Consider the following 25,893-nt stretch of genomic DNA (forward strand, 5'->3'; position numbering starts at 1 on the left):
TTATGATGAACAGGCCCCTGAACGAAGATTGGGATATGGGATAAGTGGTATCGGTATTGATAAACAAAACCCAGGTACTATCCTTTGTACTACCATTACGGCTTCCCCAGATACGATTTATCATTCAAGGAATTTTGGACTTACTTGGAAACCTATTATGTCGGGACTTAATATAGGAAAAATCGACTTTAATGTTTCATACCAAAAACCTGAGTACAATGGCAATGACTCTCTCATACACTGGATGTCAGATATAAAAATAAATCCATTTAATAGGGATATGGCGCTTTTTAACACTGGAGCCGGAATATTTATGACAAATGATTTGACGAGGGCTAATGAAAATAAAACAGTTACCTGGGCATGCTGCAATAAGGGATTAGAAGAAACAGTGCACCTAAATATCTATTCCCCTCCCTCAGGAGATGTCAAACTGATAGATATTATAGGGGATTATGGGGGATTTGTATTCTCCGATTTAGATCAACCTGCCGAAAATACCTTTGCTAATCATAATAAGGATCGCTGGATTACTGCAATGAACGCCGATTATCCCGATAGCAATCCCTATATGATAGTGACTGCCCCTAGAGGAAACTGGACTGGCAAAACAAAAGGCGGCATTATCCTATCCATTGACCAAGGGAAAACATGGAATCAACTTCAGGATCCCCTAGGTATAAATAAGGATATTGACCAATTAATCGGCTATATAAAAACCCCCAATGTTACTTCGGGATGGGTGGCAGTATCTGCCGATGGGGAAGCTATACTTTGGAATATCGGATTTCCCATATACGCTTTTAGACTCGTATATACCTATGATTTAGGCAAAACCTGGGGAAAATCTAAAATATACGATTTTAATAATCAGCTTATAACCAAAGAAAACTTGCCCCTTAAGGTTATGGCAGATAGGGTGAATCCTAATGTCTTTTATGGCTTTGGTGAAAACCTAGAAGGCAAGGGCTTTTTTGTAAGTCTTGATAAGGGCCTAAGCTTTCATCAAGTAAAGGCTCCAGAAAACTTTCCCTTTGTTAATCTTGCGGGAATAGACAGCGAGCAAGAGTATGAAATTAGGGTGGAAAGCGGCAAGGAAGGACTCCTATGGATTGCCTTAAATGAATACGGCCTTTGGAAAATAAAATACGATAGTGTACATAATGTTTTTATGGGTAACCAAGTTTCCAAAACAGGGGATTATATTAAAAGAATTGGTCTTGGAAAGCCCAAAGAAGAAAGTGAAGTAAAAACCCTTTTTACCAGTGGAACTATTAATGGAGAATATGGATTTTATCGCTCCCATGATGAAGGTGTCAATTGGATAAGAATCAATGATGATTACAATCAATATGGGGATATTCGCTCCATATCCGGTGACCCTAGGGTCTTTGGTAGGATATACATTGCCACTGGCACTAAGGGATTGATATATGGGGATATTACCTCGTAGCTATATCCTTTTTGTCAATAATTTTTTTGCAGTGGGGACAATGGTATTGAAGTTCTACTTTATGATTACATGAACTGTGTACAAGCTCTTTATGACATTCCTTAAGATGTTTTTCCCCCCATATTATAATACTATTAAAAACATCATCTAAATCTTCTCCGCTTTCGGTTAGGATATACCTATAGCGGGGAGGATGTTTTTGATATAAGGCAGGGGTTATAATTCCATCTTTTTCTAAATCCTTTAGGCGATTAGAAAGAAGGTTACTAGATATGCCTTCAAGATTTTCCATTAAAGCGCTATAGGTATCTTGCCCTTTTGATAATTGCCGCAGTATTAGTAGTGTCCATTTATCTCCGATTATATTTAAGGTTTGTGCAATATTACAGGGTATATTATATTGGTTTTTCATAACAATTACTCCTTATATTCTTTAATTGACCCCTATGAGTTTTTCTATAGTATTTATCATGATATCCTTAGTAATCCTTCCGGGGGCATATCCATAAATATTTCCCTCTTTATCAATGAAGAAAGATGTGGGTAATGCCGAAATACTATAAGTTGAATATACACTTCCAGTTTCATCAAAAACTACAGGGAATATAATATCATTATCTTTAAGATAATCTATAACCCCTTCTTTTTCCACTTCCCGAGTATATATATTTTCCGAAGTTTTAGGACTTGATATCCCTAAGATAATAACATCCCCTTGATTTTTATCATATTTATTATAAAGGGCTTCGATATCAGGCATTTCTTCTCGGCAAGGTGGGCACCAAGTTGCCCAAAAGTTAAGAAAGACTACTTTTCCCTTATAATCCGATAGGGTATGTTCATCCCCATATTGATCTACTAATGTAAAATCAAAGGCAGGAAAAGTTTTTTCATTCCCTTCTTTATCTATAGGTTTTTCTTCGTTTCCTGTTAGTTTTTCATTTTCATCTAAGTCTTCTTCTACCAGCCTTTCCTGGGTATTATTTTCAGCAGTCGTTCCCGGAACAAAGGAATTAAGATACCTAGATATATTATTAAGCCAACCGGTAAAGGTCATAAACCCAATAAGAATTAGAATAACCCCACCGATTTTTACTGTATATTTTATAAAGTTCTGATTTTTATCTAAAAAGTTTAATGCTTGGGTGGTAAATAACCCCAGTAATAAGAAGGGAATGATAAACCCTAAAGTATAAATCAATACCAAAATATATCCCATAAAGGAGCTCTTGGCGCTTGATGCCAATATTAGTACAGAAGAAAGGGCAGGGCCTACACAAGGGGTCCATGCAAAACTAAAGGTAAATCCCAATATAAAGGCAATAAATGGGGTTATTTTTTTCTTATTTAGGTTCAACCGTATTTTCTTTCCCTATTAAGAAAGCTAAAATCTATAAATCCCAGCTGAAATAATCCAAGAAAAACAATCAATATGCCTCCAATACGGGTAAATAGAAGCTGATGTCTTTGAAAAAATGAACCTACTACTGTAAAAGCCATGGCTAAAATAAAAAAAGCAAAGGAAATACCCAATACGAAAATTAAAGTGTAAAAAAACACGCTTTTCCTATTGTATCTGACTTTTCCATCTTCTTTGTTCCTATCTGGATTGCCAGCCAAATAACTCATGTATACAGGAATTATAGGGATAATGCAAGGGGAAAAGAAAGATACAATTCCCTCGATAAACACCAATAAAAAACTTATATTACTTGCAGATACCAAAGATCCCATACAAATCACTCCTTATTTTTTAGAAATTATACCATGGTAACTTCATGTTTTCAAGTTAGTTCATAAATTAAAGCCGTCAAGGCATTTTGCTATTTGTTTGCAATTGATAATATTTATCATTTACAAATTTATATTTATATGTTATTATATTTTTAGGCTGACTGGCGCCAAATTATTATCGCATACTATTTATTTTTTAAAAAAATGGGAGGAATAATATGGCAAGGTTCACAGGACCTAGATTTAAACTATCGAGACGTCTTGGGGTTGATGTTTTTAACCATCCTAAGGCATTAAATAGAGGAGTAAAAAATCAAAAACTCTCCGAATATGGAGAACAGCTTCTAGAAAAGCAAAAATTAAAAGCATACTATGGTATGTTAGAAAAGCAATTTAAAAAAGAAGTGCAAAATGCCCTAAAATCAAGGGAAAAATCAGATGATATTTTGGCACAAAGCCTTGAAAGAAGGCTGGATAACATGGTATATAGACTGGGATTTAGCTCGACTTTAAGGCAAGCTAGACAGATGGTCAATCATGGGCACATCCTTGTAAATGGCAGTAAGGTGGATATTCCGTCTTATAAAATAAATATAGGGGATATCATTTCCCTAAAAGAAAAATCAAGATCCATAGAAATTTTTGTTTCAAACTTTACTGAAACGGATTTGCCTGTAGACTATATCGAAAAAGATAAGGATACATTTTCAGGTAAATTAATACGAATACCCGAATTAGGGGAAATTCCCGTGGAAGTAAAATTTCTCAAGGTGCTGGAATATTACTCCAAACACTAATTGGCAACTAATATCCTAGTAAATTGATTAAGCCGGATTCATTTTTTGAATCCGGCTTTTTTATGATAATCTTGTTTTAAATTCTTCGTATCCAAACCGACGGATAATTCGGCAGTTTCCCTCCTTGTCTTTGATTGCTATGGAAGGGAGGGGCATACCATTGAAGGTGTTGTTTTTGACCATGGAGTATATTGCCATATCTCCAAAAATCAATTTATCCCCTGGTTCTAGGGGCTTATCAAAGGAGTAATCCCCTATGGTATCCCCGGCAAGACAGGTGTTGCCACCGAGCCTATACATATATGGTTTTTCCCCTATATTACCTGAATGAAGTAGAGGAGGGCGATAGGGCATTTCTAGGACATCGGGCATATGGCAGGCGGCAGAAGTATCTAGTATGGCAATGTCCATTTCATTTTGTACAATGTCAAGTACGGTTGTAATGAGATACCCTGCATTAAGGGCGATTGCCTCCCCGGGTTCTAGATAAACTTCTAAATTGTATCTATTTTGCATTCTCTTGATACAATTTTCTAATATCTCCATATCGTAGTCTTCCCTTGTAATATGATGCCCACCGCCCATGTTGATCCATTCCATCTGTGGCAGCCATTGTCCAAATCTCTTTTCGACTTCCTCGAGAGTCTTTTCTAAGTCATTGGAATTCTGCTGACAAAGAGTATGAAAATGAAAACCGGAAATCCCTTCAAGTAAGTCTGGACGAAAATGATCTATAGTAACCCCAAATCTTGAGCCGGGGGAGCAAGGATCATATATGGCATGTTCCCCCTGGGTTGAGTGCTGGGGGTTAATACGAAGTCCGGCTTTTTTACCGGCTCTTAGGACTTTATCCTTGAATTTTTGGATCTGTAAAAAGGAGTTAAAGACAATGTAGTCACAAATTCCTATGATTTCATCGATTTCATCTTCTATATAGGCCGGAGAAAATATATGATTTTCTTTCCCCATTTCCTCATATCCTAAACGGGCCTCATATAATCCGCTGGCAGTGGTTCCATCTAGATATTCTCCGATCAGCGGATACATTTTGAACATGGAAAAGGCCTTTTGGGCTAATATTATTTTACATCCTGTTCTATCTATGACCCCTTTTAAGACTTCTAAGTTCTTTTTTATAAGCCCTTCATCTACTACATAGCAGGGGGTAGGCAGCTGAGTTATCTTCATCTTAATCCACCAGCTTTGGGTTAAAGCTTTCTTTCCATGGTAGCCCCCATTTATTTAAGGCTTCCATAAAAGGATCTGGATCAAATTCCTCTATATTGTATACGCCCTTATCATCCCATATTCCTTTCATTAACATCATAGCTCCTATCATAGCCGGTACCCCCGTGGTATAAGAAACCGCTTGGGAGCCCACTTCCTTATAACATTCTTCATGATCACAGACATTATATATATAGTAAGTCCTATCTTTTCCGTCTTTTTTCCCCCTAAAAATACAGCCAATATTAGTTTTACCCTTTGTCCTTGGGCCTAAGGTGGAAGGATCAGGCAGTACTGCCTTTAAAAATTGAAGGGGTATAATTTGTTTACCCTCGTATTCGATTGGCTCGATGGAGGTCATTCCTACATTTTCAAGGCATTTTAAATGGGTAAGATAACTTTGTCCAAAGGTCATAAAGAAACGAATACGCTTAATCCCTGGAATATTAATAGCTAGGGATTCAATTTCTTCATGATGTATCAAGTACATATCTTTTTCTCCGATTTCTGGAAAATCATAAACCTTCTTAATCTCCATTGGCTCGGTTTCTATCCATTTTCCATTTTCCCAATAGCTTCCCTTAGCACTTACTTCACGGATATTTATTTCAGGGTTAAAATTAGTTGCAAAAGGATATCCATGGTCCCCTGCATTGCAATCTAAAATATCTATATATTCGATTTCATCAAAATAATGCTTAAATGCATAAGCTGCAAATACCCCTGTTACCCCAGGATCAAAACCGCTACCTAAAAGGGCTGTAATACCAGCTTCTTCAAATCGCTTTCTATACTCCCATTGCCATTTATACTCGAATTTTGCAGTATCTTCTGGTTCATAATTTGCAGTATCTAGATAATCTGTTTTTGTAGCAAGACAAGCTTCCATAATGCTTAAATTTTGATAGGGTAGAGCCAGATTCATCACAATATCTGGTTTTGTATCTTCAATCAAAGCAATCATTTCCTCCACATTATTAGCATCCACTTGGGCTGTTGTAACTTTTGTTTTTCCCCCATCTAATTTTGATTTTAGAGCATCACATTTTGACTTTGTACGGCTAGCAATACAAATTTCCTCAAACACCTCACTGTTTTGACAGCATTTATGGACTGCTACAGAGGCAACCCCACCACAACCAATAATAAGCGCTTTCCCCATTTGATCATCTCCTTATTAAATATTGTAATAACAAAAAAGCAAGTGTCATGCATATTATGCACAATACTTGCTCGGATATTGTATGAATATGAAAAAAGCAGAAATATCCCATAGTAAAACCATAGGGTATCCCTATCAAAACTAACCATGATAGAAAGCCTTCTCATAATACAATTACAATCTTTAGAGTCTATATAGCAAATAATTACTTTTACCACTCTTATTGACCGTTTCACAAGTTGATGTGCTTTTATGCACCGGTTGTAAAGTAACCAACTTATAAAATTTGAGCTTTTAACTCAATCAATAAGGCAAACTAAGTTGCCAATCGGCACCTGACCCGGCTGTCCGTATGGCCTTAACATCCTAGGATGTGGTCAAAATTATCTGCTTGGAAAGACTCAAGATTTAAAAGCTTTCCAATCAATTACTTTAATATAATATCAGGATATAAAAATTTTTTCAATAGAAAAATCAAATTTCTATATTTTTGTAATCTTTTATAACTAAAATTCCCGCTAACTTTAATAAAACATTATGTTATAATTCTAATATATTAGTAATTTTATAGGGAGTGAAGTAAAATGATTAGTTTAATCAGTGTTTTTTTTATGATTATTGTATTTGGAGGTATATTTGCTTTGCAGATTTTCTTATCTATTAATGAAAGCCGATGGATTGGATTAATACTGCCCATTTTAAATCTTTCTTTTACAGGATTTATGATTATTCTTAGTACCTTATATGTGAAAGAGGCTTTTTTAAATTTCTCCGATAGAATCATCTACTTAACCTTATTATTTAATGTCCCCACCCTTGTGCTGCTGCTGATTTATTTTATTTGTAGATTTATCCGCAAAGCAAGATATAAAAACACTTTAGACCAATAATTATTTAGCCAAAAAGTTCCTTAAAACCATGTTCAAAATACCTCCATTAAGATAGTATTCTACCTCAATGCCACTATCTAATCTTGCAATTACTTCAAAATCAAAAAGGGTACCTTCTTGATTTTGGGCAGTAACTTTTAGTTTTTTATTAGGATAAATATTATCCGAAATCCCTGTTATGCTGAAGGTTTCATCACCTTTAATCCCTAAGGAGTCAGAGGTATCTCCCTCCAAAAATTGTAGGGGTAGTACCCCCATTCCTATCAAATTGCTCCTATGAATCCTCTCAAAACTTTGGGCGATAACTGCCTTTACTCCCAGGAGGACGGTTCCCTTGGCTGCCCAATCCCTAGAACTACCAGTACCATATTCCTTTCCTGCTATGACAATCAGGGGGGTATTGGTTTTCTTATATTCCATACAGGCCTTAAATATAGACATCACTTTACCGCTGGGAATATGCCTTGTAAAACCACCCTCCACCTCAGGAAGCATTTTATTCCTGATTCTGATATTGGCAAAAGTCCCCCTCATCATCACTTCATGGCTTCCTCTTCGGGAGCCATAGGAGTTAAAATGCTCTATACTAATGTTTTGGGATGTCAGATGATTGCCAGCATCGGAGGTTTCTGGGATGCTTCCTGCCGGGGATATATGGTCTGTGGTTACTGTATCTCCAAACATGGCTAAGACATTGGCATCTTTTATATCCTTAACCTTAGCAGGCTGTATTTCCATTTCATCAAAAAATGGGGGTAGCTTGATATATGTCGATTCTTCCTTCCACTTATAGATTTTTTCATCGGTAACCGTTACGGCATTCCAAAGTTCATTAGCAGTAAATACATCCTTATATTTTCCTATATACATATTAGGACTTATGCTAGTTCTTATGATTTCTTCTATTTCTGCATACTTAGGCCATATGTCCCTAAGATAAATCGGCTCTTTTTTATCATTATTTCCTATGGGTTCAGAGTCAAAATCTATATCGACGGTCCCTGCTAGGGCATAGGCTACCACCAAAATAGGGGAGGCTAGGTAATTCATCTTGGTTTGAGGGTGAACTCTGCCTTCAAAATTACGATTACCGCTTAAGACTGCCGCTACCGCTAAATCTTTTTCGTCGATTGCCCGGCTTACTTCTTCTATAAGGGGACCACTGTTTCCTATGCAGGTCGCACACCCATAACCTACAACGTTAAATCCTAATTTTTCTAGATAGGGTAGAAGTCCAGATTTTGTCAAGTATTCGGTAACTACCAAAGAACCCGGTGCAAGACTGGTCTTAACATATTGGGGTCTTGTAAGACCTAATTTTACAGCTTTTTTAGCAAGAAGTCCGGCACCAATTATTACTGCGGGGTTGGAAGTATTGGTACAACTTGTAATCGAGGCAATAACCACTGCGCCGTTTTTTAGGTTTTCTTTACTTTTGTCTTTATAACTTATTTTGGCATATTCATTTATCTTATCTTCTTTAAAGCCATATCCTCCCTCATCAAGGGGAGCTTTAATAGTTTTATGAAAGGATTTTTTCATGTCCTTGAGATTAATCCTATCCTGAGGCCTTTTAGGTCCTGCAAGACTTGGTTCTATGGTGCCTAAATCCAATTCTATATAACTTGAAAAATTAGGCTCTGGGGAGTCCTTGGTTCTAAACATTCCCTGGATTTTATGATATTTTTCCACAAGAGAAACCTGGTCCCTACTACGCCCTGTAGCCCTTAGGTATTCTAATGTCTTATCATCCACTGGAAAATAAGCCGCCGTGGCTCCATATTCCGGACACATATTCGATATGGTCGCCCTATCTTCAACGCTTATATTTCCTACGCCTTCTCCATAAAATTCAACAAACTTTCCTATAACCCCTTCTTTCCTTAAGATATTGGTTATGGTAAGTACCAAGTCTGTGGCAGTAGCTTCCTCTGGAAGTGTACCCATGAGTTTAAAGCCTACCACCTCAGGGGTTAAAAAGTATAAGGGTTGTCCTAACATGCAAGCTTCGGCCTCTATGCCGCCTACACCCCAGCCCAATACCCCTATGCCATTAATCATGGTTGTATGGGAATCGGTTCCCACTAAAGAATCTGGAAGCAGAACCTTTTCTCCATCAATAGTCCTTAAGGATGCTACGGTAGCTAAAAATTCTAGGTTTACCTGATGTATGATTCCGATGGAAGGGGGGAATACCCTAAAATTTGAAAAGGATTTTTGAGCCCATTTTAGAAGTTCGTATCTTTCCTCATTTCTTTCAAACTCTTTTTTAACATTGTATTTCATAGACTCACTACTTCCAAAGGAATCTATGATTAAAGAGTGGTCTATGACCAAATCTACAGGGACTATGGGGTTAATTTTATCAGGATTTCCTCCTAGTTCATACATTTTGGTTCTCATTGCCGCCAAATCCACGACCACGGGAACCCCTGTAAAATCCTGCAAAACAATTCTAGAGGGGATAAAGGGAATTTCCCCGTTTTTGCTGTCTTCAATCCCTAATGCGATTCTTTTTATATGTTCCATGGTTACAAGGTTCTCATCATAGTTTCTTAGGGCAGATTCAAGGAGAATTTTTATAGAGTAGGGAAGTCTTGAGGTATCTTTTATCCCTAGTTGCCCTAGGGATGTGATATCGTAATAAGAATATTTTTTCTCGCCTATAGACAGAAATTTTTTATTTATACCGGGCTTTTTATCCATTGTATTCCTCACTTTCCTTGTATAAGATTTAATTTAATCATATGTCATGGAGAAAAATATTATACAGTTTAAATCTCAAAAATAAACTGTATTTAATATTTTTATAAGTATATAGTATAATAAGACTAAAATGCAAACAGATTTGTTTGGAGGAATTCAAATGATAACCAGAGCCATTATATTTGCCACCTTAGCCCACGAGAATCAAAAAAGAAAATGTACAGATGTTCCATATATTCTTCATCCCTTAGAAGCAGGGATTATAACCTCTCAGTTAAAGTATGATGTGAATAACATCTGTGCAGCCCTTCTACACGATACCATAGAAGATGCTAAGGTAAGTTATGAAAGCTTAAAGTTAATGTTTAACGAAAGGATTGCAGACCTTGTAAAATCCCAAAGTGAAGACAAGTCAAAATCCTGGAAAGAAAGAAAACAACACACCATTACATTTTTAAAAGAAGTGGAAGATGAGGATATTAAACTAATTTCCTTGGCGGATAAATTAGCTAATGCAAGGGCACTCCAAAGGGATTATCTTATGATTAAAGATGCCCTTTGGGAAAGATTTAATGTCACAGATAAAAATGAGCATAAGTGGTACTATGAGGAATTGGTAAAAAGCCTTGAAAGTTTATCAAAATATGCTTTGTATCAAGAATTTAAAGCACTGGTTTTAAAGATTTTTGAATAATTCATAAAATATTGTCGAACAATATTAAAAATCGTCACATTTTTCTCCTATAGGAATAGTATATATTGTAACAAATATATTATGAAAGGAGAAAACCATATGGCTAACGGAATTGGAGCAGGTGCTGGAAGAACTTTCACCGGTGGAAACTTCGGTGCATTATTAGCAAACTATGTTGGCGAAACCGTAACAATTTTTACAAGTAGCGGAGGACAATCGGGTTCCGGATTTACCGGAGTTGTTTTACTTGTTAACGATTGTTTTGTAAGACTTATTTCTAGAATAGGACCCCCTCCAGGATGCGCTTTAGGAAATGCCTGCACAGGATTTGGTGTAGGAGGGTATGGCTATGGCACAGGCTATGGAGCTGGGATTGGTGCTGGGGGATATGGCGGCTTTGGTCCTGTACAACCGGCTAATGAAATTGGGGCAATTACTGCTGGTGGCTGGAATGGATACCCAGTTTATACAGTAGGTTCTGTAACCGACATTCCCATTTCTAATATCGTATCCTTTGTTCACAATGCTGTATAAACAGTAATAGCGAAAGATTAAAAGGGGCAGATTATAAAATCTGCCCCTTTTACTTATTCGGGATACTATTCGCGAAACACAACTTTAACGAAGTGTAATCCTTCTAAATGATATAAAGAACCCTAAAAAATCTTTTCTTCCATAAAATCCATACTTTTAACCTTTTGGATGATTTCATTTAACATCTTAATAATCCCTTGGGATAATTGATTTGCCTCACTATATAATTGTATAGCCCTTTTTGAATCTTTTTTACGAATAGCCTCTATAACTTCATGTCCCTTATTATGTAAGTCTATATGTAAACGATCAATCTTCGCCCAACAATCCTTGATTTCAGGATGGCTAATTTGTATAGAATAATAAAAATGTCCAAACTTACACTTCTTACCATCTGTCTGTATGGGCATTAATGTCTCTTCGTCAATCATCTTTTTTAATATATCCTGCCATGCCTTGTGGGATATGATTGCCTCTTCTATGGTAGCAATAAAATCTTCATTGGTCAAAGGGTGGGTGCTATCATTAACCGTTTCCATTAGTTGTTTTACTATATCGGATATATTGTCATCTACCCTTCCTATATGATTAGAATAATCAAGGGCTTTTTGTGAATCCCCAGCAACCCGAGTTGTCATATGACTGATTTTTTCTGATTCACTGGCCACTACATTCATAGCAGCAGTGATTTCCTCCGAGGAGGCGTTTATTTCTTCCATCATACTTGCCAGTTCCGAAACACTATTAACTACCATCTCTAGATAATTCCCATTATCCCTAAAGGAACGATTGACTGTTTCAATTTTTTCGGTCATATCCGTCATAGATACAATTGTACTATTTACACTGTCCATGCCCTCTTTTGTTGCATTTCTTATATCTTCTGTAAATACTTGCATATCCTCTAATTTATTTTTAGTATCCGATGCCAACTTTCTTATTTCCTCTGCAACCACAGAAAAACCTCTCCCATGTTCGCCGGCCCGCGCTGCTTCTATACTGGCATTAAGCGCTAATAAATTTGTTTGTTCTGCTATGGTACTGACTCCAGCAACGATATCATCCATCTTTCTAGATATTTCTTCTAAAAAACCTATCTTTTGAGACATTATTTCTGAATCCTTTAGAACAATAATCTTTATATGATTAATATCTTCTAGAAGCTTCATATTATCCCTATTGCCACTCATAAGATCATTGGATTTAATCGATAAATCCTCTAATATATGAGCATGACTATCAATGGCCTGCCCTACCTCATTCATGCTTGCTGTGGTCTCTTCTACCACTGCCATATTAGATTGACTAGACTGGGCCAATTCCCCAGCAAATCTACTTAATCCCGAAGATATAAATGACATATTCACATCGAAATCACTTAAACTGGCTGATTCATTAATCAATTTCCTAAGCAGTTCATTATTCGACATTCCCATCTTTAACAACTTTTCAAACAAATCCAAAATAATTTTATGAGGTTCATGGTTTATAATAGGATACGGTGGATTATTCCCCCTCAATTTTTCTTCTACATAATCTGTAACCAAGCCTACCTCTTTGCATCTTCCCCTTGCAGCTAGCATTCTATCCCTCCTCAATAACAATCCCATTCCTCTTATTTAAATCACCATATATATATGTTTATTACATATTATATCATGAATATTGACACAAAAAAATTATATTCGAATATTTATTTTTTTGAGAAGTTATAATTATATTTAAGCTTTTATTTTATTCCATGAATTTTTCTTGATTCTTTTCCCAGAACTCTATATAATAAATAATGCTAAATTCATTGACTTGGAAGGAAGATATCATGAAATTACAAAAACTTCTTAGCTATGTTCGTCGTGCAGTAGATGATTATCATATGATAGAAGACGGTGACAGGATTGCTGTAGGAATATCCGGAGGCAAGGATAGCTTGGCTCTTTTATTATCCTTGAGGGGACTTCAAAGATTCTATCCAAAAAAATTCGAGCTAGAAGCCATTACAGTATCCCTAGGTTTTGATAATTTTGACACTACCGGTGTGCAAAAGCTATGTGACGAAATCGAAGTCCCCTATACTGTTCATAAAACCGATATCGGACAAATTGTATTTAATGAGCGAAAAGAAAAAAACCCCTGTTCTCTTTGCTCCAAAATGAGAAAAGGGGCCCTAAATGAAGTTGCCAAAGGACTTAACTGTAATAAAATTGCCCTGGGCCATAATAAGGATGATGTCATTCAAACCCTTCTTCTTTGCATGTTTTATGAAGGACGAATGTATACATTTGCTCCGGTTAGCTATTTGGATAGAATGGATTTATATTCGATTAGACCCCTAATCTATGTACCAGAAAAAGAAATCATAACCCTTGCAGAAATCGAAAAGTTCCCTATTATAAAAAGCCCCTGTCCTGCAGATGGCAATACAAAACGTGAAGATATGAAAAACCTAATAGAAAACCTTCGCAAACGCTACGATAACCTAGACAATCATCTTTTCGGAGCTATCCAAAGATCCTCCATCAAAGGCTGGGAATAAGGCAAATACGTTGATAGATAAAGCTTTAGCTTAATCTTTGTATATATCTATGAATAAAACAACCGTTTTAAAGAGTTCTTTAGAATTTGTTATCACCCCCAAATCACCTAAGGTTGGGGTATTTTTATCCTCATATTTCATAATGCTTAGGACTCCGTTAGTTTTTATGATTGCGTATTTTACCTCATTAATATCAAATACATTCCCTATCCTAAGCTGCCCTAATAAGTCATTGATACCCTTACATAAAAAAGGTTTTTCTACCCATAATATACCTTAAACCATTTTATTTTATGCGGAGATAGAATATTATGAACTTATGGATTCAGGTCCTTTTAACTATGGCTTTCATAATAACATCTATCATTACTATTTATTATCTTCAAAAAAGAAAAAGATATGATTTTAAGATATTAGATTGCTATCTAGAACATATATTTGTATAATGGTTTTATAACCATTATAGGGGTGATTGTATGGCTGAAACTAATTATTTTGAACAACAAAAGCAAAAAAACGCACTAAGACTCCGCGCCCTTCTTTCTTCTTTGCCCCCCTTTGCCTTTGAGTTTTTTCGGGGCATCGAACCTACCACCTCCTCTAAGACAAGGATAGGATATGCCTATGATTTGAGGATTTTCTTCGAATATATATTGGATATTCACCCAACCTTAAAGGATAAAAATATGGGGGAATTAGACATAAAGGATTTAGAGGCTATAACACCGGATCATATTGAAATGTTTTTAGAATATTTATCTTATTATCAAAAACCCCATCCTCAAAATCCAAATAAAACCATCGAGTACCAAAACGATGAACGGGGAAAAGCCAGGAAGTTGGCGGCTCTTCGCAAATTCTATACATACTTTTATAAAAAGCGAAAAATTAAGGTGAATCCCTCTAGCCTAGTAGAAATGCCGAAAATCCATGAAAAAAATATTATTAGATTAGAAATTAATGAAGTTGCTAGGCTTTTAGATGAAATCGAAAATGGAGATAAATTAACGGATGCCCAAAAAAGATACCATCAGTATACAAAGTCTAGGGATTTAGCTCTTATTTCCGTGCTTTTAGGAACAGGTATTCGTGTATCCGAATGTGTAGGACTAAATATTACGGACATAGATTTTGATTTAAATGGATTGAAAATTACCCGCAAAGGCGGGGATGAAATGGTGATATATTTTGGTGATGAGGTAGAAGAAGCCCTGATGGACTACTTAGAAGAACGGGTAAAAAAACAGCCTAATGAAGGGCATGAAGAGGCATTGTTCCTATCTCTTCAAAACCGCCGTCTGACTGTTCGCTCTGTTCAAAACTTAGTTAAAAAATATTCTTCCCTTGTGACCACTTTAAAAAAGATAACTCCACATAAGTTAAGAAGTACCTACGGCACTAACTTATATCAAGAAACAGGAGATATATACCTTGTAGCCGATGTGTTGGGTCATAAAGACGTAAACACAACTAGAAAGCATTATGCACAAATCGACGATCAAAGAAGACGCTCCGCCGCTAATGCCGTAAAGCTGAGGAAAATATAAAAATTATAAAAACTAATGCCATAAATCTTTAATATTCATGTGGCTTATAAATAGGGATTATAATGCTATCTCCGGCATAGAGTTCATTAGATTTTAGATGATTGAACTCTTTTATGTAAGCTACATATTTACTTGTGCTAAGGTCTTGGGGCTTGTGGTTTTGGGCTATCTTCCAAAGGGAATCCCCTCTTCGGATGCTTATTTGTTCGTATCTTTCAATTGGGGAATTTCTTTGGTTACCTGTGGAACTGTAAATGAAAACAATAGAAAATATCTGAATGCTACATATAAACAGTACAACCAGTAGGATAAAACGATATCTTGCTAATATTTTTTTCTTTTGCATAGGAACACCCCTTAGAACATTTGTTTGTACCTATTATATACGAACATATATTCCTAGTCAAGGGTTTTTGGCAAAATATTCGTTCCTATGTCGAACATAAGTTTGATAATATAGAAATTATGTGGTATAATAAACCATATTATATAGCGAGGTGACTATATGAGTAAGCGAATTGGAGATAAACAATTAGAAATCTTAGAATATCTTAAAAAAGAAATTTTAGAGAAGGGCTACCCCCCTTCAGTTAGAGAAATCTGTGATGCGGTAGGGCTTAAATCAACCTCAACTGTTCACGGCCATTTAAACCGCCTAGAGAAAAAAGGAATGATTCGTCGGGACCCTACCAAACCAAGGGCCATTGAGATTTTAGATACAACATTTTATAATACCCGTCAGGAGCTGGTTAATGTTCCCATAGTAGGAAATGTTACTGCTGGGCAACCTATACTTGCGGTAGAAAATATAGACGATTATTTCCCTCTTCCTGTAGACTATGTTAGAAACGACACCGTATATATGCTCCACGTTCAAGGTGAAAGTATGATTGAAGCTGGAATATTCGATAACGATTTGGTTCTAGTTCGCAAACAAAGCACCGCTGAAAATGGTGATATTGTGGTAGCTATGTTAGAAGATTCCGCAACCGTAAAGCGATTTTTTAGAGAAAAGGAACATATCCGATTACAGCCGGAAAACTCTACCATGAACCCCATTATAGTCAAGGACGTAAGCATCCTAGGGAAAGTGATTGGTTTGTTTAGGAAGTTTTAACAAAAGAATAATGCAGAGGTTGATAATATGAATAATGGATTTATAAGAGTTGGGGGAGCCGTCCCCGAAATATCTGTTTCCGATTGTAAAAAAAATGTTGACAACATTCTTGAACTTATAAAGGAAGCCCAAAAAAATCATGTCCAAGTCCTGGGATTTCCTGAGTTATGTATTACCGGATATACCTGCGGAGATTTATTTTCCCAACAACTTCTTTTAGAACAAGCAAATACCGAGCTGCAGAGGATTGTAAATTATTCTCTTAACCTTGATATGCTGATATTAGTCGGCCTACCCATTGCCGCCGATGAACAACTGTTTAATTGTGCTGTCCTCATTCTTAATGGGAAAATCTTAGGGGTAATCCCTAAAACCTCCATTCCGAATTATTGTGAGTTTTATGAAAAAAGATGGTTTTCCCCATCTTCCAGTGCAATCAGCAATCAAATCAATCTATGCAACCAAATAGTTCCTTTTGGTTCCGATATTTTATTTAAGGATATTCGTAGCAATCTTTGTATTGGTGTCGAAATATGTGAAGATTTATGGCTCCCTATTGCCCCAAGTTCCTATTTATCCCTTTATGGGGCAAATATTATCTTAAATCTTTCCACAAGTAATGAATCCGCAGGTAAAAGAAGCTATAGGAAGACATTAGTAGAACATCAATCGGCAAAATGCATCTGCGGATATATCTATGTATCTTCAGGTTATGGTGAATCTACTACAGATTTTGCCTTTGGCGGCCACTCTATGATCTGCGAAAACGGAACAACTCTCAGTGAAAAACAACCCTTTTCTGAGGATAGCTATTTAATTTATAATGAATTCGATTTGGATCGCTTAAGGGCTAATCGTAGAAAAAGCACAAGTTTTTCACAGGTCATCGGCAATAGCGGGGATTACTCTAAAAATTTTAGGATGGTTCCTTTTACCCTTAACATCAACACCCCTGATTCTTTAACAAGGCCCATTAAGCCCCATCCTTTTGTGCCCTCTAAGCAAAATCTCTTAGCTGAAAGATGCAGCGAGATTTTTCCTATTCAAGTAAATGGACTTAAGAAACGTCTAGAACATACAGGAGCAAAAACCGCAGTAATAGGCATATCCGGTGGTTTAGACTCTACCCTTGCTTTATTGGTTTGTATTAGGGCTTTTGATGCTCTAAATCTAGATAGGAAAAATATCCTTGGCATTACCATGCCCGGCTTTGGAACCACCGATAGGACCTATAATAATTCCCTAGACTTAATGAAAAGCTTAAACATAACCTCCCGGGAAATCCCCATAGCCGATGCATGTATCCAGCATTTTAAGGATATAGGTCATGATAGGACCATTCATGATGCCACTTATGAAAACACCCAGGCCAGAGAACGGACTCAAATCCTTATGGATATAGCCAATAAGGAAAATGGCCTTGTAATAGGAACTGGTGACCTATCAGAATTGGCCCTTGGATGGGCCACTTATAATGGAGATCATATGTCCATGTATGGGGTCAATTCCGGAGTACCTAAGACCCTTATAGCACCCCTTATTTCTTGGATTGGAAACACTAACTTAGATGAAAACACCAATGGGATTTTGCAAGACATATTATCTACTCCTGTAAGCCCGGAACTACTGCCCCCTTCTAAAGATGGTGGAATTAATCAAAAGACGGAGGATATCGTAGGTCCTTATGAGCTCCATGACTTTTTCTTATATTACATGATTCGTTTTGGATTTAGACCTTCCAAAATAGTCTATTTAGCAGAACTGGCATTTAAAGATAAATACGATAGGGTAACCATCCTAAAATGGATAAAGATTTTTTACAAAAGATTTTTCTCCCAGCAATTTAAACGTTCCTGCCTCCCCGATGGACCAAAGGTGGGTTCCGTATCCTTATCCCCTAGGGGCGTTTGGCGAATGCCCAGCGATGCTTCTTCTAGGATATGGCTAGATGAAATTGAGGCAATGACCAATATATAAAAAAGACTCTTTCTCATGAAAGAGTCTTCTTTATGGTTAATTTACATCGAATACTTTATCAACGCCTCTAAAATTTCTGGGTATTTCCAAGTTACTGTTCTTCTATCTAGTAGACCGAAATTTTCGCCATTTCCTACGAACGCATTATTATCCCACCAAAAACAAGTCATACCCCTAGCCCTAGCATAAGCTGTATAATAGGCTGCAAAATCCACCCTATCCTGGAGATTATTTTGTTTGTCCCTAGCTCCAAACTCCCCGATAATCACCGGTATTCCCTTGCTGATATACTTTTCATATAAACGATCCATAAAAAAATTAATATCTTTTTTACTGTTTAAAGATGTGGCATCGAAATTTGTTATACTTCCAGATTCATTAGGCGCCTGTAGGGCAAAATTATAAGGAGTATAGGCATGGACCGAGAGTATTATTTTATTATCGTTTTCTTTTAAATCTGTTGGTATCGTAAATTCATCAATAAGAACATTTTCCGGCGAAGCGCTATAGCCAGGAACCATAAGATATCTTGAAGTATTGTTCTTACCGGTCGACCTTACGGTATTTACAAAAACTTGATTAAGCCCATTGATGATTTCTACTGATTCTCTGCAGTCTTCCTTATTCATTTCCAGCCACCATTCGTTATTAGTCCCTACTAATCGCGGCTCGTTCACCGCTTCAAATATTAACTTTTCGTTATACTCCCCAAATCTATTGCCAATCTGTTTCCATATAGAAGCCATATATTTAGATGAGTTTTCCTCAAATTCCTTGCTGGGATAGTAGTAGTCTTTGGTAATGTCGTGGTGTATATTTAGGATGATGTATAAATCTTGTTCCACGGCATAGTCCACTACTTCCTGTACCCTGTCCATCCAAGGTTCACTGATTGTAAAATTATCATCTGTTATATGATTATGCCAGGATACGGGAATCCTAATCGAGTGAAATCCAGATTCTTTTATTTCCTTAATCATTTCTTTGGTTGTTTTTACCCCACACCAGGATGACTCATACATAAGCTCATCACTAAAATTCGGGTTATCAAAGGCTGCGTCAAGGGTATTTCCTAGGTTCCAGCCCACTCTCATATCAGTAACAAGTCTCATGGCCTCGTTATCTGGAATCTCATAGGTATCTATTTCTAATTTTGGAATCTTAATTTTTTCATCCTCCTTTGCAGGCTCTTCTGCAGGCTCTTCATTTTTTACTTCCTCCTTATCCTGTCCATCTAAATCCTTCATCTTCTCTAGTTCATGTTCTTCCCCAAACCTTTTTTCGGCTAATATAGTCTGGTCTATCGAATGATTACTGCATCCAAGTAGGAAGACCACTCCAATAGATACCGTTAATAATAATACTACTAATTTTTTATTCATTGTATCCCCCCATTCATAATATTATTACAGTTTGATTGACCCTTTATCCATTACCCTTTGTAGGGCCATCATTATTCCTATCTTTGCATGATGCCAAGATAATCCCCCTTGCAAAAATACAGTATATGGCGGCTTAATGGGAGCATCTGCACTAAGCTCGATGGAAGAACCTTGTACAAAAGCCCCGGCCGCCATTATAACAGGGCTGTCATACCCCGGCATTTCCCAAGGTTCGGGGGTCACATAGCTATCCACCGGCGAACCTGCTTGAATTCCTTGGCAAAATGCTATTACGTTTTCTGGTGTCTTCATTTGAATAGCTTGAATGATATCATGTCTTGCCTCGATAGAGGTAGGCATTACCAAAAATCCTGCTTTCTCAAATATCCTCGATGCAAAAACAGCTCCCTTAAGGCTTCCTGCCACCACCTGGGGTGAAAGGAAAAGTCCTTGAAGTATCGGTTGATTAAGGCCTAAGGTAGCTCCTACCTCTTTTCCCAGCCCTGGGGCTGTAAGACGAATTGCAGAGTTTTCAACATATTCCTCCTTCCCAACTATATACCCTCCAATAGGGGCAATGCCTCCTCCTGGATTCTTGATTAAGGAACCCACAACCAAATCGGCCCCTACTTCTGCCGGCTCTATGTAATCTACAAACTCCCCATAACAATTATCCACCATACATATTATGTCTTTTCTTATACCTTTAATAAACTCAATAAGTTCCCCTATTTGTTGTACTGATAGGGTAGGCCTCCACATGTACCCCTTAGAACGTTGAATGGTTACCATCTTTGTTTTTTTATTGATGGCTTCCTTGATGGCATTATAATCAAACTGGTTATCCTTTAGATCCACCTGTCTATATGTAACCCCATGTTCTTTAAGGGAGCCCCTAACTTCTCTGATTCCAATGACTCCCTCTAAAGTATCATATGGTTTTCCCACGGGAGATAATAATTCATCTCCTGCTCTTAGATTGCCGAATAAAGCTACTGTTAGTGCATGGGTCCCCGAAATTAACTGAGGCCTAACAAGCCCTGATTCTGTCTTAAATATATCGGCATAAATGCTTTCTATAGTGTCCCTTCCAAGATCATTATATCCATATCCTGTGGTTGCTGCAAAATGAATATCGCTTAATTTATTTTTCTGCATGGCATGGAGTATCTTTAATTGGTTGTATTCGGCTATGGTATCGATGTTTTTAAACTGTTCTTCCATTTCTTTTTCAATTTCCATACAAAATTCGATGGTAGCTGGCTTAAGACCAAATTTATTTTGCATAATATCTATAATACTTTCTGTCATAGTTTTGTCTCCTTATAGGTTCAATATAAAAACTAAAACCACCCCTAAGGTGGCTATAGTCTTTTATTGTTCATCAGATTTTTCTTGATTATAGTTAAAATAGATTGGTTTGGCAGGAACAACGGTAGAAATAGCATGTTTATATATCATTTGTTGTTTTCCTTCACTATCTAATATTACGATAAAATTATCAAAGCCTTTTATAAATCCCTTTAATTGAAATCCATTGGTTAAAAAAACTGTTACTGCTGTTTTTTCTTTGCGTACATGATTTAAAAATACATCCTGAAGATTAATAGTTTTGCTCACCTTAATCCACTCCTCTTTTGAATTTTAATGTTATCTAATTCTATTCTATATGATTATGCCAATTTCTTCAATATAATTTGTAATTTTTGTTACAATTTTATCCATATCAAAATTCAAGGCCTCTACATTTATCCAACAAGGATCTTCCCTGTGGCTAAACCAGGTCAGTTGCCTTTTAGCAAAACGTCTAGTATCCCTTTTGAGAGTATATATAGCTTCTTCAATGGTAAACTTCCCCTCAAGGTATCCAACAATCTCCTTATACCCTAAGCCTTGCATGGAAACTAAATCCTTAGAATAACCTCTATTAAGAAGGTCTTTTACCTCTTCTACTAGTCCTGCCTTTATCATGGCATCCACCCTTTTATCAATCCTACTATAGAGCAACTCCCTATCCATGGTTAGAGAAAAAAAAGCTGTATGGTAAGGGCTTTTTCTTGTCCTTTCCTCTGCATTATGCTTAGAAATTGGTTCATTGGTTTGATTATAATATTCCAAGGCGCGGATAATCCTTTTTGTATTATTAGGATGAATGGTTAGGGCAGAATCCGGATCAATTTTAGCAAGCATATCATGGATGTATTGATTTCCCTTTTTTGTAGCCAATTCCTGTAGGGTATTTCTGTATTCAAAATCTGTATTAGTTTCCATAAAATTAATATCGTAAACCACTGATTGGATATAAAAACCTGTGCCTCCCGTGAGTATCGGGATTTTGCTTTTTTCATCAATCTTTTTTATGTATTCCTTAGCCTTTTTTTGAAAGATTGCCACACTGAAGACTTCCTTAGGGTCTATTTCATCTATGAGATAATGAAAAATCCCTTCCATTTCTTCCTGGGTAGGCTTAGCAGTACCAATGTCCATATACTTGTATACCTGCATAGAGTCTCCAGATATAATTTCCCCATTTATTCTTTTAGCCAGTTCGATAGATACCTTGGTCTTACCCGATGCGGTGGGTCCAGCAATAATAATCAACGGTTTTTTCATTTGCGCCTCCATTCTTATTGAACCCGCTTAAATTTTTTTCTAATTCATATTGGCTCATGGCTATTATAGTAGGTCTTCCATGGGGACAGGTATAAGGATTTTCTAAGGTAAGTAGGGTTTCAATTAAGGCTTTGCTTTCCGATATACTTAATTGATCCTTTGCTTTAACTGCCCCCTTACAAGAAAAAGTAGCTATTGTATTTAGTTTCATATCGTAGGCATTTTTAATATACTCGTCATTCAAGAAAAGATCTACTATGTCTAGGAAAAACTTGCTTTCTACAGGACCATCAAAAAGAATAGGCAGCTCCCTGATAACATAGGCTAAATCTCCAAATTCTTCTATTAGAAATCCAAATCGCTTAAACAATTCCTTATTTTCTTCTATAGCTTCTTTCTCCTTGGGCGTAACTTCAAATACCAAGGGCCTTAGGAGGGCCTGAGAATAAATCTCGCCGGATTTAAAATCATTCATTAACTTTTCATAAAGCACCCTTTCATGGGCCGCATGCTGGTCTACTAGATACATATTGTTTTCTTTTTCCACTATCCAGTAGGTTCCAAAAATTTGTCCTATGATTTTATAATCTATTATTCTGGGTTTTGGTTCTTCTTTAGGAGGTTCATATTCTACCTTAAGGTTTTCACCATTTTCATTAACCTCCTGATTTTCTACTTTACTATCAAAGGTATATTCTCTTGTCCCATTTTTACTTGTATCTTTTTCCCTTTTTATTTCATATGGCTCTAGAAGTTTTTCTTGGATAGGCTCTGGAGTAAACAATTTTTCTTTTTTAGATGCCTCCCAGGTCACTTGAGGTATAAGATTTTTTTCTAAGGTGATTTTGAATCACTTCAAGCATTAGCTTATATATTTCTTCTTCGCTTTTAAATCTCACTTCCATTTTAGTGGGATGTACATTGACATCGATTTTATCGGAAGGAATAAGGATATGAAGCACTACCACCGGAAACTTATTAATTGGAAGAAGGGTTTTATAGGCTTCCTCTAAGGCTCTTTCTAATAATCTGCTTTTGATATATCGGCCATTGATATAAAAATTTTCATAGCTACGGTTCCCCCGATGGATTTTTGGTTTGCCGATTAAACCGAAAATTCTAATATCTCCCCTTACTTCTTCAAGGGCTATCATGTCCCGGGCAACTTCTTTTCCGTATATATTAAATACTGTATTTTTTAATTCATTGTTTCCGGAGGTATGAAATACCACTGAATTATTGTTAATGTATTTAAATGATACCTCTGGATGCCCCAAGGCAATCTTGTATACGATATCACTTATATAAGAGCTTTCTGTAGATGGTTTTTTTAGAAACTTCTTTCTGGCAGGAACATTATAAAATAAATTGCGCATGATAAATGTAGTCCCCTCAGGGCAGCCGATTTCCTGCTCAGTTTTGATTTCTCCCCCATGGATCTCCACCCTTTTACCAGTAATCTCTCCATAAGCCTTTGTAATGATTTCCAGTTGAGAAACCGCTGCAATACTGGCTAAGGCTTCCCCCCTAAATCCTAAGGATTCAATTTCATCTAAATCCTCAACTTCTTTTATTTTACTAGTAGTATGCCGTACAAATGCAATATTGACTTCTTCTTTTGGTATTCCTATACCATTATCCGTAATCCTAATAAGGGATATGCCGCCATCCCTTATTTCCACAGTAATGGCACTAGCCCCTGCATCTATAGAGTTTTCAATAAGCTCCTTTACCACAGATGATGGTCTTTCCACCACTTCACCTGCGGCAATCTTATTTATGGTATGCTCATCTAATTTTTGTATTAAGCTCAAAAAACCACCTCTTTATACTAGGGTTCTTGCCTTTTTATTTAGGTCAAATAATTTATTTATTGCTTCTTTAGGGGTAATCTCTGATACTTCGATGTTTTTTATTTCATCAATAAAGTTTTTGTATTCCATAGAAAACAAATCTATTTGGGCTGACTTAGGAGATGTAGATTTTTCTGCTACAATCTGCGTATTTTTTGTAATATCTGCTTCATTAAGTTCCGATAATATGGCCCCGGCGCGTTTTAGGACTTCTTCGGGAAGGCCGGCTAATCTTGCTACTTGAATCCCGTAACTATGATTAGCCCCACCTCTTTTTATTTTCCTTAAGAATATGATATTATCTCCCTGTTCTAGTACATCGATACGATAATTTTTTACCCCTTTAAGTTTTCCTTCTAATTCTGTTAATTCGTGATAATGGGTTGCAAACAAGGTTTTTGCCCCTATCTTTTTAGAATTGCTGATGTATTCCATTACTGCCCAGGCAATACTTAGACCATCAAAAGTACTGGTGCCTCGACCTATTTCATCCAGTATCAAAAGGCTGTTTCTTGTGGCATTGTTAAGGATATTAGCCACCTCCGCCATCTCCACCATAAAGGTACTTTGTCCAGAGGATAAATCATCAGAAGCTCCAATCCTTGTGAAAATTCTATCGACAATACCTATTTTAGCCTCTTTTGCCGGTATAAAGCTTCCTACTTGAGCCATTAATACAATGAGGGCTACCTGCCTCATATAGGTAGATTTACCAGCCATATTAGGTCCCGTAATAATGGCAAGCCGATCCTCTTGTCCGTCTAAATAAGTATTATTGGATATAAATTGTTCTAGAGGAAGCATTTTTTCTACTACGGGATGTCTTCCTTCTATAATGTCTATAAGGTCCCCTTTATTTATTTCGGGTTTAATATAGTTTTGCTTTTCTGCCACTTCCCCTAGGGAGCATAGTACATCCACTATGGCAATCAATTTTGCTGTTTTTTGTATTCTTTCTATTTCATTTCCTATAAGCTCTCTTATCTTGGTAAATAAATTATATTCTAGTTCAACTACTTTTTCCTCTGCCCCTAAGACAGTTTCTTCTAATTCCTTTAATTCTGGGGTGATATATCTTTCAGCATTTGCCAATGTCTGTTTTCTGATATACCTATCGGGTACAGCTTCAAGGTTGGATTTAGTTACTTCAATAAAATAACCAAAAATCTTATTATATTTTACTTTTAGGTTTTTGATTCCTGTTTTTTGCTTCTCCTCATTTTCTAAAGAGGCAATCCATTGTTTTCCCTCTTTCTTTGCCTTTTTAAGCTTGTCTACCTCTGGGTGATATCCTTCTTTTATTATATCCCCTTCCCGTATGGATATGGGGGGAGCATCCATTATGGATTCATCTATTAACTGATATATGTCCTTTAGTACATCTATTTTTTCATGTATTTCCTTTTGATAGGGGGCATCAAATTCAAGGAGCAGGATCTTAATTTCTGGAAGTAAAAAAAGGGAGTTCTTAAGGGCAATTAAATCTCGTCCATTGACAGTTCTGTATACAACCTTACTCATTAGTCTTTCTAAATCATAGACCCCGTTTAGAAGCTTTCACATAGGGATTGGATAAAAACTTAAGTGAACAGCTTTAAGGGTTAGCAAGATTAAGACCACATTGGAGACTAAATTCTCTGGTGTGGTCTTTTGATATTATTCTAAATAATCTTT

Annotated in this window: 20 protein-coding genes and 3 pseudogenes; 9 read left to right on the forward strand and 14 right to left on the reverse strand. The window is 36.6% G+C overall.

The annotated features are described in order from the left end of the window. Nucleotides 1-28: 28 nt before the first annotated feature. Nucleotides 29-1,453 carry a hypothetical protein gene (locus tag GX308_03005; GenBank protein ID NLK21063.1) on the forward strand — a complete coding sequence of 475 codons (1,425 nt, stop codon included), beginning with the start codon at nt 29-31 and terminating at the stop codon, nt 1,451-1,453. Here GX308_03005 and GX308_03010 read toward each other — a convergent pair. Both GX308_03010 and GX308_03015 read right to left on the reverse strand, forming a co-directional pair. After that, nucleotides 1,443-1,865, reverse strand: coding sequence for a helix-turn-helix transcriptional regulator (locus tag GX308_03010; protein NLK21064.1), 423 nt, complete (start codon nt 1,863-1,865; stop codon nt 1,443-1,445). The genes GX308_03005 and GX308_03010 overlap by 11 nt on opposite strands. Nucleotides 1,866-1,886: 21 nt before the next feature. After that, nucleotides 1,887-3,187 (reverse strand): annotated as a pseudogene (locus GX308_03015) (redoxin domain-containing protein). Nucleotides 3,188-3,405: 218 nt separating this feature from the next. Here GX308_03015 and rpsD point away from each other — a divergent pair. After that, nucleotides 3,406-3,984 (forward strand): 30S ribosomal protein S4, encoded by a 579-nt coding sequence (gene rpsD / locus GX308_03020; GenBank protein NLK21065.1) that lies wholly within the window; start codon nt 3,406-3,408, stop codon nt 3,982-3,984. 60 nt (nt 3,985-4,044) lie between these two features. Here rpsD and nspC read toward each other — a convergent pair whose 3' ends face one another. Next, entirely contained in the window at nt 4,045-5,172 is a 1,128-nt protein-coding gene (gene nspC, locus GX308_03025; protein NLK21066.1) for a carboxynorspermidine decarboxylase, read from the reverse strand. A gap of 1 nt (nt 5,173) precedes the next feature. Next, nucleotides 5,174-6,373: a saccharopine dehydrogenase family protein gene (locus GX308_03030; GenBank protein NLK21067.1), complete on the reverse strand. Its 1,200-nt coding sequence runs from the start codon at nt 6,371-6,373 to the stop codon at nt 5,174-5,176. A 584-nt stretch (nt 6,374-6,957) separates the two neighbouring features. On the opposite strand from GX308_03030, the gene GX308_03035 reads away from it, so the two are divergent. Continuing rightward, nucleotides 6,958-7,263 carry a hypothetical protein gene (locus GX308_03035; GenBank protein NLK21068.1) on the forward strand — a complete coding sequence of 102 codons (306 nt, stop codon included), beginning with the start codon at nt 6,958-6,960 and terminating at the stop codon, nt 7,261-7,263. Here GX308_03035 and acnA read toward each other — a convergent pair whose 3' ends face one another. After that, nucleotides 7,264-9,969, reverse strand: a complete 2,706-nt coding sequence (gene acnA / locus GX308_03040; protein ID NLK21069.1) for an aconitate hydratase AcnA — start codon at nt 9,967-9,969, stop codon at nt 7,264-7,266. Nucleotides 9,970-10,129: 160 nt separating this feature from the next. Between acnA and GX308_03045 the strand changes: the two genes are divergently transcribed. After that, complete coding sequence (locus GX308_03045) at nt 10,130-10,663, forward strand: bifunctional (p)ppGpp synthetase/guanosine-3',5'-bis(diphosphate) 3'-pyrophosphohydrolase (GenBank protein NLK21070.1); 534 nt, start codon at nt 10,130-10,132, stop codon at nt 10,661-10,663. Nucleotides 10,664-10,762: 99 nt separating this feature from the next. After that, nucleotides 10,763-11,197, forward strand: coding sequence for a hypothetical protein (locus tag GX308_03050; protein ID NLK21071.1), 435 nt, complete (start codon nt 10,763-10,765; stop codon nt 11,195-11,197). Between the two features lie 122 nt (nt 11,198-11,319). On the opposite strand, the gene GX308_03055 is transcribed toward GX308_03050, so the two are convergent. Continuing rightward, a complete protein-coding gene (locus tag GX308_03055) occupies nt 11,320-12,780 on the reverse strand; it encodes a chemotaxis protein (GenBank protein ID NLK21072.1) in 1,461 nt (486 codons plus the stop codon). 236 nt (nt 12,781-13,016) lie between these two features. Here GX308_03055 and GX308_03060 point away from each other — a divergent pair, with 236 nt between their 5' ends. Next, nucleotides 13,017-13,730, forward strand: coding sequence for a tRNA 2-thiocytidine(32) synthetase TtcA (locus tag GX308_03060; protein ID NLK21073.1), 714 nt, complete (start codon nt 13,017-13,019; stop codon nt 13,728-13,730). Nucleotides 13,731-13,760: 30 nt separating this feature from the next. On the opposite strand, the gene GX308_03065 is transcribed toward GX308_03060, so the two are convergent. Beyond that, nucleotides 13,761-14,003 (reverse strand): DUF421 domain-containing protein, encoded by a 243-nt coding sequence (locus tag GX308_03065; GenBank protein ID NLK21074.1) that lies wholly within the window; start codon nt 14,001-14,003, stop codon nt 13,761-13,763. A 203-nt stretch (nt 14,004-14,206) separates the two neighbouring features. On the opposite strand from GX308_03065, the gene GX308_03070 reads away from it, so the two are divergent. Next, nucleotides 14,207-15,277 (forward strand): tyrosine-type recombinase/integrase, encoded by a 1,071-nt coding sequence (locus GX308_03070; protein ID NLK21075.1) that lies wholly within the window; start codon nt 14,207-14,209, stop codon nt 15,275-15,277. A 28-nt stretch (nt 15,278-15,305) separates the two neighbouring features. Here the strand turns inward: GX308_03070 and GX308_03075 are convergent, their stop codons facing one another. Next, nucleotides 15,306-15,623: a LysM peptidoglycan-binding domain-containing protein gene (locus tag GX308_03075; GenBank protein ID NLK21076.1), complete on the reverse strand. Its 318-nt coding sequence runs from the start codon at nt 15,621-15,623 to the stop codon at nt 15,306-15,308. Between the two features lie 159 nt (nt 15,624-15,782). Here GX308_03075 and lexA point away from each other — a divergent pair, with 159 nt between their 5' ends. Both lexA and GX308_03085 read left to right on the forward strand, forming a co-directional pair. Continuing rightward, nucleotides 15,783-16,394 carry a transcriptional repressor LexA gene (gene lexA / locus GX308_03080; GenBank protein NLK21077.1) on the forward strand — a complete coding sequence of 204 codons (612 nt, stop codon included), beginning with the start codon at nt 15,783-15,785 and terminating at the stop codon, nt 16,392-16,394. 27 nt (nt 16,395-16,421) lie between these two features. Continuing rightward, nucleotides 16,422-18,371, forward strand: a complete 1,950-nt coding sequence (locus tag GX308_03085; protein ID NLK21078.1) for an NAD(+) synthase — start codon at nt 16,422-16,424, stop codon at nt 18,369-18,371. A 41-nt stretch (nt 18,372-18,412) separates the two neighbouring features. Here the strand turns inward: GX308_03085 and GX308_03090 are convergent, their stop codons facing one another. The 6 genes and pseudogenes from GX308_03090 to mutS form a co-directional block, all read right to left on the reverse strand. Continuing rightward, nucleotides 18,413-19,753: a glycoside hydrolase family 5 protein gene (locus GX308_03090; GenBank protein ID NLK21079.1), complete on the reverse strand. Its 1,341-nt coding sequence runs from the start codon at nt 19,751-19,753 to the stop codon at nt 18,413-18,415. A gap of 24 nt (nt 19,754-19,777) precedes the next feature. After that, the gene (locus GX308_03095; GenBank protein NLK21080.1) at nt 19,778-21,064 is read right to left on the reverse strand and encodes a hypothetical protein; all 1,287 of its coding nucleotides are present in this window, start codon (nt 21,062-21,064) and stop codon (nt 19,778-19,780) included. Nucleotides 21,065-21,127: 63 nt separating this feature from the next. Then, nucleotides 21,128-21,373, reverse strand: coding sequence for an RNA chaperone Hfq (gene hfq, locus GX308_03100; GenBank protein NLK21081.1), 246 nt, complete (start codon nt 21,371-21,373; stop codon nt 21,128-21,130). A gap of 45 nt (nt 21,374-21,418) precedes the next feature. Then, the gene (miaA, locus tag GX308_03105) at nt 21,419-22,366 is read right to left on the reverse strand and encodes a tRNA (adenosine(37)-N6)-dimethylallyltransferase MiaA (protein NLK21082.1); all 948 of its coding nucleotides are present in this window, start codon (nt 22,364-22,366) and stop codon (nt 21,419-21,421) included. Then, nucleotides 22,320-24,180, reverse strand: a pseudogene (gene mutL / locus GX308_03110) (DNA mismatch repair endonuclease MutL). The gene miaA and the pseudogene mutL overlap by 47 nt, the downstream one beginning before the upstream one ends. Before the next feature lie 12 nt (nt 24,181-24,192). Next, nucleotides 24,193-25,839 (reverse strand): annotated as a pseudogene (gene mutS / locus GX308_03115) (DNA mismatch repair protein MutS). Nucleotides 25,840-25,893: the final 54 nt, after the last annotated feature.

The organism is Candidatus Epulonipiscium sp., from assembly GCA_012519205.1.
Taxonomy (GTDB): domain Bacteria; phylum Bacillota; class Clostridia; order Lachnospirales; family Defluviitaleaceae; genus JAAYQR01.